The organism is Streptomyces sp. DH12, from assembly GCF_020873895.1.
Classification (GTDB): domain Bacteria; phylum Actinomycetota; class Actinomycetes; order Streptomycetales; family Streptomycetaceae; genus Streptomyces.
The window spans coordinates 1-12,844 of the sequence record NZ_JAHWGT010000040.1; the positions used below are offsets into that span (position 1 = coordinate 1).

Consider the following 12,844-nt stretch of genomic DNA (forward strand, 5'->3'; position numbering starts at 1 on the left):
GGGCCCCGACACCCGCGGGGGTGTCCGGGCCGCCGCCGTCGCCCTCCGGCCGGTGCGGGTCAGGCGTGGGGGGCCCAGAAGGCGGTCAGCCAGCCGACGCCGTGCTCGACGCTCTTCCACGAGCCGTCGAAGGTGAGGACGGCCACCGCCGAGGTGGGGAAGCCGCTGCGGTTCATACGGGGCAGGAGGTCGCCCTCCGCCTCGCCCGCGAGCGCGTCGGCGAGGGCGTGGACGCCGGGGTTGTGGCCGACGAGCAGGAGGTCGCGCACCTCGTCGTCCGTCTCGTTCAGCAACGCGATGAGCTCGCCGAGGGACGCCTCGTAGATCCGCTCGTCGTAGACGGTCCTGGGGCGCTGGGGCAGCTCGGAGACGACCAGCTTCCACGTCTCGCGGGTGCGCACGGCGGTCGAGCAGAGGGTCAGGTCCGGGACGAGCCCCGCCCCGGCGAGCCAGCGTCCGGCCACGGGGGCGTCCTTGCGGCCGCGGTCGGCGAGCGGGCGCTCGTGGTCGGACTCCTGGGCCCATTCGGCCTTGGCGTGCCGGAGCAACACGATCCTGCGGGATGTATCGACGCTCATGTCCCCCAGCTTCGCATGAAACGGCCCGCCGGGCGCAGGGTGTTGACCGGCGCCGACCTGCACGGGTGAGGCGGCCCGGCTGCACGGGTGACGCACCGGGCGGGGCACCCCGGCGGCCGGTGACCCGGCGACTCGGCGGCGCGACTCAGCGGCTCAGCGTGTGCTGGATCTGCTGGGCGATCCGGCCGACCGCGGGCTCGCCGCCGGACGCGTGGGTCCGTCCCGGGCCGGTGGCGAGGAGCAGGAGCGCGGCGAAGGCCGCGACGGGCAGGGCGAGGGCCCACCAGGGCAGCCGCGCGTCGACGGCGCCGGGTGTGCGGGTGGGCGTACGGGCCGACATGGCCGCCTCCGTCGTCGTCGCGGGGTCGTGGTGGAGCGTGCTGGTGCGGGGTGCGCACCACGCTACGGACCGCGCGGCGGGAGGCCCATCGGGTGATCCACCCATAGGACCCTGACGGTCTCCCCCTAGGGGATGGCGGGGCGGGCCCCACCATCCGTCCGTCAGGGTGAGGCGATCGAGGCGATCACGCCGATGACCACACCGATGGCGAGCATCGCGCCGAAGACGGCGAGGAGCTTCTTCTGGCCGTTCTGGGGATTCGGATCGAGCACAGGCATGGTGCCAGTCTCGCACCTCACGCCTCGTCCTCGATGGTCCGGTCCCGTCCGGCGAGCACGCCGGCCGCCATCTGCGGCACGATCAGGGCCGCCATCAGGGTCAACGGCGCGGTCCAGCCGCCGCTGTGCTGGTACAGCGCGCCGACGAGGATCGGGCCGGGGACGGAGATCAGGTAGCCGACGCACTGGGCGAAGGCGGAGAGCCGCACGACGCCGGTGCCGGAGCGCGCGCGCATGCCGATCATGGTGAGGGCGAGCGGGAAGGCGCAGTTCGAGACGCCGAGCAGGACCGCCCACAGCCAGGCCCCGGACACCGGGGCGGTGAGCAGGCCCGCGTACCCGGCGAGGCCGGAGAGGCCGAGGACGACGACGATCGGGCCCTGGTGGCGCATCCGGCCGGCCACGCGGGGGATGACGAAGGCGAGCGGGACGCCCATGACCATCGTGACGGCGAGCAGGACGCCGGCCGTGCCGGCGGGGACGCCCGCGTCGCGGAAGATCTGCGGCAGCCAGCCCATGGTGATGTACGCGCCGGTGGCCTGGAGGCCGAAGAAGCAGGCGAGGGCCCAGGCCGTGCGGCTGCGGGCCACGCGGGGCCCGGCGGCGCCCTCGACGGGGGCGCCCGCGGCGGGGCCGGTGGCGGTACCGGCGGTGGCACGGCGGGCGCGGGCGATCGCCGTCCAGGGCAGTACGGCGAGGACGGCGAGGACCGCCCAGACGCCGAGGCCGGTGCGCCAGCTGCCGCCGAGGGCCTGGGTGAGCGGCACGGTGACCGCGGCGGCCAGCGAGGTGCCGACGGCCAGCGCCATGGAGTACAGGCCGGTCATCGTGCCGACCCGGTCGGGGAAGTACCGCTTGACGATCACCGGCATCAGCACGTTGCTCAGGGCGATGCCGACGAGGGCGAGGGCGCTCGCGGCGAGGAAGCCGGCGGTGCCGCCCGCGAAGGGCCTGACGAGCATGCCGGCGGCGATGGCGACCATCCCCGCGCAGACGACGGCCGCGGCGCCGAAGCGGCGGGCCAGACGCGGGGCGGCGAGGCCGAAGACGGCGAAGCACAGGGGCGGCACCGAGGTGAGGACGCCGGCGACGCTGCCGCTCATGCCCAGGCCGGTGCGGACCTCCTCCAGGAGGGCGCCCAGGCTGGTGATGGCGGGGCGGAGGTTGAGGGCGGCCAGGACGAGTCCGACGACGAGCAGCCGCGCGAGCCAGACGCCGCCGGCGGGGGCGGGGTCGGCGGCCGCGAGGGCGGAGGAGGGCGCCGGCGGGGCGGCCTCCGGGCGCATCGCGGTGGGTACGGTGCTGCGGGTCGGGGCGTGCGGCTCGTCGGGCATACCCCCATCATAGAATCATGGGATGATTGGTTGTCCAATCACGAACGAGACGGGAAGAACCATGGCGCTCAGCTCGCCCCGGCGGTCCGCACTCTCCGACCAGGTGATCGCGCAGCTGCGCAACCAGATCACCTCGGGCGAGTGGCCGGTCGGCTCGCGCATCCCCACCGAGCCGGAGCTGGTGGAGCAGCTGGGCGTGGCCCGCAACACCGTCCGGGAGGCGGTGCGCGCCCTGGCGCACAACGGGTTGCTGGACATCCGCCAGGGCTCGGGCACGTACGTCGTCGCGACCAGCGAACTGGCCGGGGTGATGCACCGGCGGTTCGCGGACGCCGATCCGAAGCACGTCGCCGAGGTGCGCTCGACGCTGGAGTCGTCGGCCGCCCGGCTGGCTGCGGCCCGCCGCACCGACCGCGACCTCCAGCAGCTGGACGCGCTGCTCGCGCGGCGCGAGGAGGCGTGGGAGTCGGGGGACGCCGAGCGGTTCGTGGCGGCGGACGCGACCTTCCACCTCGCGGTGGTGGCGGCCTCGCACAACGAGGTGCTGGGCGAGCTCTACGCCGACCTCGGCCACCTGCTGCGCGCCTGGCTCCGCGACGACGTGGGCGGGGAGCTGCGGCCCGAGCACCACATGGACCACGCGCGGCTGGTGGAGGCGATCCGCGCGGGCGACGCGGAGACGGCCGGGGCGGAGGCCGCCGGCTACCCGTTCACGTGCCGGGGCCCGGGTCCGGAACGGACGCGTGACTGATCCACGCCGACCGGACCTCCTTCCAGCACCGCTCGGTCACCTCGACGTAGGCGGTGGGCGGCACCGCGACGGAGGCGCTGTCGGCGTCGAGGTCCCACCAGCGGGCGCACTCGACGTGCAGCCGCACGTGGTCGGTGCGGGGATGGGGATTGTGGCAGTACGCGGTGACGCGGGAGCCCTCGACCGCCGTGCGGCAGGTCGCGCCGTCCCGCCCGTCGGGGTCGTCCGCCGCGGCGGCGGAGCCCGCCAGCAGGGCGGGGACCAGGAGCGAGGCGGCGGCCAGGGCCGCCGTCCGGTGGTGTCTCGTCAGCACAGCCGCACCTCCTCCCCGTACGCCGGGCGGCGGGGCCGGCCGGCTCGACCAGTCTGCCGCACGCACGGCGAGGCCGCGCGCCGATCGGGTGACGGTCGCGCGGCCTCGTCGAGGTAATGCCAGGTCAGGCGGGGTGTGGGTACGGAGCGTCAGGCACCCATGATGTGGACGCCGCCGTCGACGTGGACGATCTCGCCGGTGGTCTTCGGGAAGAAGTCCGACAGCAGGGCGACGACGCCGCGGCCCGCCGGCTCCGGGTCTCCCATGTCCCAGGCGAGCGGGGAGCGCTCGTCCCACACCTTGGCGAGGTCGCCGAAGCCCGGGATGGACTTGGCCGCCATCGAGCCGAGGGGGCCGGCCGAGATGAGGTTGCAGCGGACGTTCCGCTCGCCGAGGTCGCGGGCCAGGTAGCGGCTGGTGGCCTCCAGGGCGGCCTTGGCCGGGCCCATCCAGTCGTACTGCGGCCAGGCGAACTGCGCGTCGAAGGTGAGGCCGACCACCGAGCCGCCCTCCTCCATCAGGGGCAGGCAGGCCATCGTCAGGGACTTCAGCGAGAACGCCGAGACGTGCATCGCCGTGGCGACCGACTCGAACGGCGTGTTGAGGAAGTTGCCGCCGAGGGCGTCCTGCGGGGCGAAGCCGATGGAGTGGACGACGCCGTCGAGGCCGCCGAGCTCCTCGCGGACGATGCCCTCCAGCCGGGCCAGGTGCTCGTCGTCGGTGACGTCGAGCTCGATCACCTTGACCGGCTTCGGGAGCTTCCGGGCGATGCGCTCGGTCAGGGTGGGCCGCGGGAACGCGGTCAGGATGACCTCGGCGCCCTGCTCCTGGGCCACCTTCGCGGTGTGGAACGCGATGGAGGACTCCATCAGCACACCGGTGATGAGGACGCGCTTGCCGTCGAGAATTCCGCTCATGTGACTCAGTGACCCATGCCCAATCCGCCGTCAACGGGGATGACGGCTCCAGTGATGTACGAGGCGTCGTCGGACGCGAGGAAGCGGACCGCCGCGGCGATCTCCTCCGGCTGCGCGTAGCGGCCCAGCGGCACCTGGGCGACGATGCCCGCCCGCTGCTCGTCCGTGAGGACCTTGGTCATGTCGGTGTCGACGAAACCGGGTGCGACGACGTTGAAGGTGATGTTGCGGGAGCCGAGTTCCCGGGCGAGCGACCGGGCGAAGCCGACCAGGCCGGCCTTGGAGGCGGCGTAGTTGGCCTGGCCCGCCGAGCCGAGGAGGCCGACGACGGACGAGATGAGCACGACGCGGCCCTTCTTGGCGCGCAGCATGCCGCGGTTGGCCCGCTTGACGACGCGGAAGGTGCCCGTGAGGTTGGTGTCGAGGACGGCGGTGAAGTCGTCCTCGGACATGCGCATCAGAAGCTGGTCGCGGGTGACGCCGGCGTTGGCGACGAGCACCTCCACGGGACCGTGCTTCTCCTCGATCTCCTTGTAGGCGGTCTCCACCTGCTCGGAGTCGGTGATGTCGCAGCGCACGCCCAGGCAGCCCAGCTCCACGAGTTCGGCGGGCGGCTCGCCGGACCGGTAGGTGAACGCGACCTTGTCGCCGGCGTCGGCGAAAGCACGGGCGATGGCGAGGCCGATGCCCCGGTTGCCTCCGGTGACGAGAACCGAGCGGCTCATCGGATCACCCTTTCGATAGCGGTCTGGTACCCGTCGAAACTATCGCCACGACGCCGCATCGACCGAATCCGCCCCCCACAGCGCCTCGCCGCCCCAGCTGTCGGATCCCTACAGTCGCAACCACCTGCGGTCCGCGGCGGCGATGGCGTCGCACAGGGCGTGGAGCCGGGCGTCGTAGAGCACGCCGCGGTGCGACAGCACGTTCCGCGCGGTCACCAGTTCCCGCAGGAGCTGCGCCTCCTCGGGCGGCAGGGCGAGGTCGCCTCGCAGGTGCGCGGTGAGCATCGGCCCCACCTCGACGGTCTCGAACGCCCGCTCGGGGCGCGTCCGGTGGTCCGCCGGGGGCCGCTGGACGTACGCCTCCACCAGCTGCGCCACCGGCCGGGACGCCCAGGCGGGCGCGAGCCGGGCCAGGCGGCGGCGCACCTCCTCGATCCACGGCAGCAGGACGCGCTGCTGGGCGTGGCCGACGAGGGCGGTGAGCTCGTCCGGGCGGTGCTCGGGGCCGTCGGCGTACCAGCCCGCCGGATGGTGGCGCAACCGTCCCTCCCACGCCTGGACGGCGCCCCGGGACCAGGCGTCGCGCAGCGCGGAGCCGGGCTTGTGGCCGGCCACCGCCTCGCCGGCGACGGACCGGCAGGCGGCGGCGAGGCGGCCGAGGTCCGGGTCGAGGCTGTCGCGCAGGCAGCGGTCGAGCGTGCGGTCGGAGCCGTCCCAGTGGGAGGCCAGGCGCCGGGCGAGCGCGAGGTCCGGGCCGCTCACCTCCGCGATGATCTCCTCGCGCACGGCGCGCCTGATCCGTTCGCGCAGCGCCCCGCCGGGGCCGGGGCGGGGCCGGGCGGCGCGGTCGTCGGCGGCCTCGGCGACGACGGTCGCGGCGTCGAGGCGGCCGACGGTCCCCCACCACCAGTGGACGGCGGCGGCGCCCAGGTCCAGTTCCGACTCGTCGGGGAGGGCGGCCGGCAGGTCGGACGCGCGGGCCAGGACGAGGAGGCGCGGACGCCGGTCCAGCGGCAGGCCGGCCTCCTTGACGGCCGCGGTGAGGGAGCGGACCAGCCGCGCCACGTCCCGGCCGCGCTCGGGGGCCCGCCCGGGCGCGGCCCGCGGCGCCGGCTCCTGCCAGGCGCGCACGCCGATCACGGGCCGCCAGTGCGCGGACCGGTCGGTGAGCCTGGCCAGGACCTCCCCCGGGGCCACGGAGAGCTCCTTGGCGAGCCGGGCGACGAGGTCCGCGGGGTCCTCCCCTCGGCGCGGGGCGGGGGCGCGGGGGCGGGGGACGACGGGCTGCCAGCCGATGTCGAACCCGTCGTCGTAGCCCTCCAGGACCGGCAGGTCGGCGGGGGGCGGCCCGGGCGGGGACCCACCGGCGGCGCCCCCGCCCACGCCGGGTCCGGGTTCGAGCCCGAGTCCGGGTCCGGGTCCGTACTCCGAGGCGGGCCCGGGGCCGGGCACGGCGGGGCCCGGGAGGTCGAGCCGGTCCGGCTGGGTCCGCAGCACCGCCCGGTACAGCTCGTCGCCCTGACCGGAGGCGACCAGGGTGTCCGGCAGCAGCCACAGGCAGTGCAGACCGCCCTCCAGGTCGGCGGCGATGCGCCGGATCTGGGCGCGCGCCCCCGGCAGCAGGGGCAGCGCGTCCGCCCCGTCGGTCCCGGTCACCGCCCGGCGCCCCGCGCGCGCACCGCCCGGAACGTCACGGCGTCCAGGGCCAGGCCCTCGGGGTTCTCGTCGACCAGACCGAGCGCGTCCAGCCGGGCCAGCCACGCCTCCGTCTCCCGCGCCGGCAGGCCGACGGCCGCCTGCACGTCGTCGACGGGGACGCCCTGTCCCTCCTCGATGTAACCGCTCCACGTCTCCAGGAGGTCCACGTCCCGCGCGTCGAGCCCCGACTGGCGCAGGTGCGCCTCGACGTTGGCCGGCTTGCCGATGGCGGTGCGGACGTACTCCAGGGCGCTGTCGAGGGTGGCGCCGTTCTGCGTGACGCTCTCGACGGCCACCTCCGTCCACTGCCCCCAGCCGCCGGTCGCCGCCACCAGCCGGCCGCGCTCCTCACGGGAGACGAACGGGCACTCGGGCCAGGCCCGCAGCGCGTCCACCGTCCACCGCTCGGGGCGCAGGAACCGTACGGGCAGCTCGTCCTCCGGGGGCGAGAGGCGTACGGCGCCGACGGCGGCCGCGTCGGCGAGGACGAGGACGGAGCGGTTGTCGGAGCCCTTGCGGCCGACGGCGGGCCGGTCCATCTTGTCGGCCGCGGGCCCGGCGTGCTCGACGCACTGGCTGAGGGGCGCGCGCAACTCCTGCTCCCCCCGGCCGCGCAGGTCGAGGAGGAGGACATAGTTCTTGCGGAGCCGGCGGGCGTCCTTCAGCACCTGCCGCAGGTCGTCCTCGGGGCCGGGGTGCAGTACCTCGACCCCGCGGGCCTCGGCGAACGCCGACGCGGCCGTGAACATCAGCTGCGGCCGGTGGAGGTCGGTGGCACCGATCACGGTGACGCCGGGTTGCGCGGCCTCGTGCAGCTGGCCCTCGGTGAGGGGGCTGTAGCGCTGGAGGCGGTTGCGCGGGTCGCGGCCGAGGAGGCGGCGGGCGGCCCGCGGGTTGTAGTCGTAGGGCAGGCCGAACTCGGTCTCGCGCAGCTCCAGTTCCAGCTCCTCGCGGGTGCCGAGCATGTTGACGACGTTGGGGCTGCGGACGGCGAAGCCGGAGCGGTCCTCCAACTGGATGAGCAGGCCCAGGCCGACCATCTCCGTCAGGAAGATCTCCACCTGCTTCACGGCGAGTTGCTCGAACCCCTGCGGCCACGCCTCCCTCGCCCACTCCAGGAGCTGGCGGGCCGTGTAGTCGCCGCGGTAGCCGTCCTCCAGGCTGCGCAGGGCGATGACCAGCGCGAGGACGCGGTAGCGGTCCTCCAGGTTGATGGTGAACCGCAGCCGCTCGGCGAGGCGGCGCCGGACGATCTCCGAGGCGGCGACCTCCTGCACGTCCTCCTCGGTGACGAGGGTGGGGCGGCCGGGGTCGTCGTGCGGCCGGGCGTGCAGGGTGCGGACCAGTTCGCTGCAGAAGATCTGCACCAGGTTGGCCTGGTAGTTGGTGATGGCGAGAATGCGCCAGACCAGCTCGGGCCGGGCGAAGACGTAGCCGAGGGCGGCCATGGGCTCGGTGACGAGGCGGACGGCGGCGTGCTGCTTGAGCGGGCCGACGAGCACGTCGGGGCCGCCGTGCGCCGTCGACACGTTGGACAGGTGGCCGAAGCGCTGCACTTGGTGGAGGCCGGCGAAGACCACCTTGAACCGGCGGTGCGTGTGCTCCATCAGCTGCTGGAACCGCTTGACGTTGGGGAAGGTCGACTCCCCGCCCGCCCGGAAGGTGCGGCGCGAGTCGGCGGTGAGGAAGGCGTCCGCCTCGTCGGCGAGGACCAGCACGCGGCGCGAGTCGTCCTCCTCCAGCCAGTCGCGGATCCGCTTGGCGACGACCTCCGGCCCCGCCCGCTCCGACAGGCGGGGCGCGAAGACGCCGCGCCGCTTGAGGTCGTCCGCGAGCAGGCTCCAGATCTGGTCGGGCGACTCGGCCTGCCCGATCTCGGCCTTGAGGAGGTCGAGGTAGACGGCGACGTTCGTCTCGGACCGGCTGGGGAACAGCTCGGCGACCCGGCGCAGCAGCGCCGACTTGCCGAGTTGCCGGCCGCCGTAGAGGAAGAGCCCGCCGTTCTGGTCCATCACCTCCCGCATCTCGTCGTCCCGGCCGTAGAAGACCTCCGGGGGGACGAGTCCGGCGACGAACGGCGTGTACGGGTTGTACGCCGTCCACGGCAGCGTCACCCGCTGGAGGGCGCGGAAGGTGCCCGGGGCGCGGGCCGCCATCCAGCCGAGGACGGCGGGGTCCACGACGAGGGCCTGCTGCGCGCCGGACCGGGCCGCTTCGGCGAGGCCGCGTCTGCCGTCCGCGCCGAGGGGGTGCAGGTACAGGACGATGTTGGCGTCGACGTCGGCGTCCTCCAGGTGGGCGAGGGGGCCGTCGGCCCGCTGCTCCTCCCAGATGAGCAGGACGGTGTAGGAGGTGGCGCGGGAGCCGAGCGCCGCGACGTACCCGGCCCGTTCGGCGACGGTGGCCCGCATGCGCAGGCGGCGCATGCCGTCGCCGGCGCGGTCGGAGTGGAGCTGGCCGACCGGTTCGAGGCCCAGGAGGCGCAGCACCCGCGGGACGTGCTGCTGCCACTCCATGTTCCGGCCGCGCTTGGTGCACAGCGCCCGCCAGGACTCCAGGCCCAGTTCGGCGGCGGGCGTGAGCGGGGTGCCGGAGCCGTAGCGGGAGACCCACCAGCCGGCGTGGACGCCGTCGCCGCCGGGCGGCGGGCTGCCGCGGCCGGTCAGGCCGGAGAGGAACGCGGCCAGTTCGGCGCCGTCGTCGGCGGGCCGGTCGGGGAGCTTCTCGCCGCTGCGGACGAGGGAGAGGAACTCCTGCGCGGTGACCGTGTCGCCCTCGTCGACGAGGCGGGCGATGCGGTCGTGGTCGGTCTCGGACAGCGGCCGCTCGGGGGTGTACCGCAGACCCTCCAGGTCCTCGCGGAGGCGGCGGGTCGAGGCGTCGACGAGCCCGGCGAGCTCCTCCTCCAGGCTGTGCAGCCGGGCCGTGGCGTGGCGGTAGCGGCCGGAGCCGTCCCCGTCGGCGAACTCCTGGAGGCGCCCGGTGAACTCCCGCTCCTGGTCGGGCGCGAGCTGGTTGAGGGTGCGCATCTGCGCGAGCAGGACCTCCGCCTGGCGGTGCCGGTCGGAGACCTTCCTGCGCCAGGCGTCCTCGGCCTCGCGCAGGCGCCGGGCCGCGCTCTCGCACCAGTCGGGCTCGGTCTGCGCGCGGCTGTCGGAGTCCTCCTCGACCAGCCGGACCAGGGCGCGGGCGAGGTGCAGGTCACCGCGGTCGAGGTACCGGGTGAGGGCGTCCTCCGGGGTGCTGGGCGCGAGGACCGCGGCGAGCCTGCGGGCGGTCCTCGGGTCGCCGAGGTCGGGCTCGCCGGTGGCGGTCCTCGGCAGTTCGGGCAGGGTGAGGAGGCAGTCCGGTGCCGGGGTCGGGGCGCCGTCCGCCGCGAGGGCGGCGCTCCAGGTGCCCGCGCGCTGCGGCAGCCCGCCGGTGAGCCAGTCGCGGAGCAGGCCCAGGGCGGCCCCGCCGACGCCGGTGTGCTCGGCGTCGGCCTTCAGCTCCTTCAGCGCGCGGGCGATGCCGGGCAGGCCGGCCTCGGCCGCCCGGGCCCTGGCCGCCGCGCCGGCGGCGACGGCGTCGGCCTTCACGAGCAGGTCGCCGACGGCGCGGGCGGCGGCGTGCAGCTGGCGCAGGGCGCCCGAGTGGATGGACTCCTTGGCCTGCTTGGGGGTGCGGAAGCGGCTGTCGCCCTCCTCGATGAGGCCGTCGACGTACGCGGTGTCGCGCAGGGCGTCGGCGAGGGCGCGGAAGGCCGTGGCGTCGCCGGGCCCTTCCGCCCACTCGGCCACCGCCCGCAGCGCCCCGCCCAGCTCGCCGGACGGACCGCACAGGTACTGCAGGACGCGGGAGGCCCGCTGGTACTTGATCTTGCGGCGCGGGAGGTCCTCCAGGAGGGTCCTGGCCGCCTCGCCGACCTCCTCGGGGGTGAGCTGCCCCTGTCCGTCCCCGTCGCTCGGGAGGGCGCCCGGCTCGAAGGTGCGGCAGTCCCGGACGGCGGCGACGAGCTCGTTGAGCAGTCCCTGCCAGGGGACGGAGAGGCCGGAGGGCATGGTGAAGCCGCTGACGAGGGCGTGCGGCCAGCGCGCGGTCAGCCCGGCCCGCAGGGCGGCGACGACGGCCAGCAGGTACGCCTCGCGGTCCTCGCCCAGCTCCAGCGGGTCGATGTCGTGGGTGATCTGGACGGGTGTGGCCTCGGACTCGGCGGCGCAGGAGAACGCGGCGGCCGCGAAGGCGAGGGCGCGGGCGCGCACCGGGGGCTCGGCCGAGGCCGCGGTCATCCAGTACGCCTCCGCCAGGCGTCCGCCGCGCACCAGTTCCACGACCGGGGCGCGGCGCCCGGTGTCCCAGGGCGCCCGGGGGTCCCAGTCGGCGTCGGGTACGCAGTCGGGCCAGGGCTCGTCGTCGACGACGGGCGCGGCAGGGGCGGTGGGGACGGTGGAGGTGGAGGTGGAGGTGGCGGAGGCGGCAGGGGTGGTGGGGGCGGCGGGCGCGGGCGCCGGGCGGGGCGCGGGGACGGTGGCGACGGCGGGAGGCGCCTCCGTCGCGGTGGGCGGCTCGGACACGGACTCGCGGACGACCGGCGGCTCCACGACGGCGACCGGCTCCCGATGGGCGGACTGCTTCGGAGCCGCGATCGGCTCCGGGGCGGTGGGCCGCGCGGGAAGGGCCACCGGCTCCGGGCCCCCCGCCGGCTCCGGCTCCGCGGCCGGCTCCGCGACCGGCTCCGGCGCGGCGGGCGGCTCCGGCGCGGCGGGCGGGGCGGCGGTCGGGGCGGCGGGCGGCTCCGCGGTCGGCCCCGCCCCGGTCGTACCGGCCGTCGGGGTCGCCGGCTCCGGCTCCGGCTCGGGCGCGGCGGGCGGGGCCTGCGGCCCGGGGACGTCCGGTACGCCGGAGGGCGCGGCGGCGGTGGTCTGCCCGGGTGCAGCCGCGCGGCCCGCCGCGCCGGGGTACTCCAGCTCGGCGATCCGGGCGCGCACCCGCTCCAGCAGGCCGGCCAGCGTGGCGGCCTCCTCCTCGTCGCCCGCCGTCTCGACCAGCTCCTCGTACCGGGCGGCCTTGCCGCGCAGGGCGGCGAGGGCCTCCTCGCGCTCCGCGCGGGCCCGGGAGAGCCGGTCGAGCTCCTCTTCCAGGGCGTCGTACGGGGCGTCCTGCGGCCAGGCGCCGCCCTCGGCGGCGACGCGCGCGGCGACGTGGGCGCGCAGCCGGCACCAGCGGTCCAGCTCCTCCGCGGCGACCGGGTCCGGATCCGGGTGACGGCCGGAGGCGACGGCCTCGGCCGCCGCGCGCAGCGCCTCGGCCAGGCCGACGCCCGCCGTGCGCAGGTCGGCGGTGAGGCCGCCGAGGTCTTGGGTGGTGGGTTCCACGGGTGCGTCGGTCTCCTGTCCACGGGGCGATGGGCCACAGGCCGAAGGGGTGCGAGGCGAGAGGTCGGAGGCCGAGGGGCTGCGGGCGGACGGCCCGCGGGCCGGTGGTTCGCGGTCGGCGGCGGCGCGCAGGGCGTCGGGCCGCAGCCGTACCAGCGCGGCGGCACTCGTCGTCTCCGGGTCGGCCGCCAGCAGGGCGTGGAACGCGCACCGGGCGATCGTGGGGTCGAGCGCCGCCAGCATGGCGTGCAGTTGCCCGTCGGTGGGGGTGCGCAGCGCCTCGTCGGTGAAGCCGTGGTCGTGGCGGAGCGCGTCGACCGCCCAGTGCAGTCCGCAGAAGGCCATGCCGTGGAGCTGCCGCGGCGTCGCCCGGGTGATCCACACCCGCGCCTGGGCCGCCTCCCGCCGGGTGACCACCGGGGGCGGGTGCTGCCGGCGGTCGTGGGCGCAGCTGCGGCGACGCAGGCACCGGTGCCACGTCAGCAGCCTGCGCAACCGCGGCTCGTCGAGCGAGCCCAGCCACGAGCGGAACTCAACTCCCCACCCCTGCATGGCG

At 75.8% G+C, this 12,844-nt stretch carries 10 protein-coding genes; 1 reads left to right on the top strand and 9 read right to left on the bottom strand.

What is annotated here, in order from left to right; translation table 11 throughout:
• Positions 1-59 precede the first annotated feature (59 nt).
• The 4 genes from LPA54_RS27920 to LPA54_RS27930 form a co-directional block, all read right to left on the bottom strand.
• Positions 60-578, bottom strand: coding sequence for a histidine phosphatase family protein (locus tag LPA54_RS27920; protein ID WP_228982736.1), 519 nt, complete (start codon positions 576-578; stop codon positions 60-62).
• Between the two features lie 145 nt (positions 579-723).
• Positions 724-918: a hypothetical protein gene (locus LPA54_RS27925; protein ID WP_228982738.1), complete on the bottom strand. Its 195-nt coding sequence runs from the start codon at positions 916-918 to the stop codon at positions 724-726.
• A 161-nt stretch (positions 919-1,079) separates the two neighbouring features.
• Positions 1,080-1,196, bottom strand: coding sequence for an SGM_5486 family transporter-associated protein (locus LPA54_RS42490; RefSeq protein WP_257375343.1), 117 nt, complete (start codon positions 1,194-1,196; stop codon positions 1,080-1,082).
• 17 nt (positions 1,197-1,213) lie between these two features.
• Entirely contained in the window at positions 1,214-2,482 is a 1,269-nt protein-coding gene (locus LPA54_RS27930) for an MFS transporter (RefSeq protein WP_228982842.1), read from the bottom strand.
• A 109-nt stretch (positions 2,483-2,591) separates the two neighbouring features.
• Between LPA54_RS27930 and LPA54_RS27935 the strand changes: the two genes are divergently transcribed.
• Positions 2,592-3,281 carry a FadR/GntR family transcriptional regulator gene (locus tag LPA54_RS27935; protein WP_228982740.1) on the top strand — a complete coding sequence of 230 codons (690 nt, stop codon included), beginning with the start codon at positions 2,592-2,594 and terminating at the stop codon, positions 3,279-3,281.
• Here LPA54_RS27935 and LPA54_RS27940 read toward each other — a convergent pair.
• The 5 genes from LPA54_RS27940 to LPA54_RS27960 all read right to left on the bottom strand — a co-directional run bounded on the left by LPA54_RS27940 (position 3,241) and on the right by LPA54_RS27960 (position 12,840).
• Positions 3,241-3,534: a hypothetical protein gene (locus tag LPA54_RS27940; RefSeq protein ID WP_228982843.1), complete on the bottom strand. Its 294-nt coding sequence runs from the start codon at positions 3,532-3,534 to the stop codon at positions 3,241-3,243. The two genes, LPA54_RS27935 and LPA54_RS27940, sit on opposite strands and share 41 nt — an antisense overlap.
• 209 nt (positions 3,535-3,743) lie before the next feature.
• Positions 3,744-4,511: an enoyl-ACP reductase FabI gene (gene fabI / locus LPA54_RS27945; RefSeq protein ID WP_228982742.1), complete on the bottom strand. Its 768-nt coding sequence runs from the start codon at positions 4,509-4,511 to the stop codon at positions 3,744-3,746.
• Positions 4,512-4,516: 5 nt separating this feature from the next.
• Positions 4,517-5,236 (bottom strand): 3-oxoacyl-[acyl-carrier-protein] reductase, encoded by a 720-nt coding sequence (fabG, locus tag LPA54_RS27950; protein WP_228982743.1) that lies wholly within the window; start codon positions 5,234-5,236, stop codon positions 4,517-4,519.
• Positions 5,237-5,344: 108 nt separating this feature from the next.
• Positions 5,345-6,892, bottom strand: coding sequence for a hypothetical protein (locus tag LPA54_RS27955; RefSeq protein ID WP_228982745.1), 1,548 nt, complete (start codon positions 6,890-6,892; stop codon positions 5,345-5,347).
• Complete coding sequence (locus LPA54_RS27960; RefSeq protein WP_228982746.1) at positions 6,889-12,840, bottom strand: ATP-binding protein; 5,952 nt, start codon at positions 12,838-12,840, stop codon at positions 6,889-6,891. The genes LPA54_RS27955 and LPA54_RS27960 overlap by 4 nt, the downstream gene beginning before the upstream one ends.
• Between the last annotated feature and the right edge of the window lie 4 nt (positions 12,841-12,844).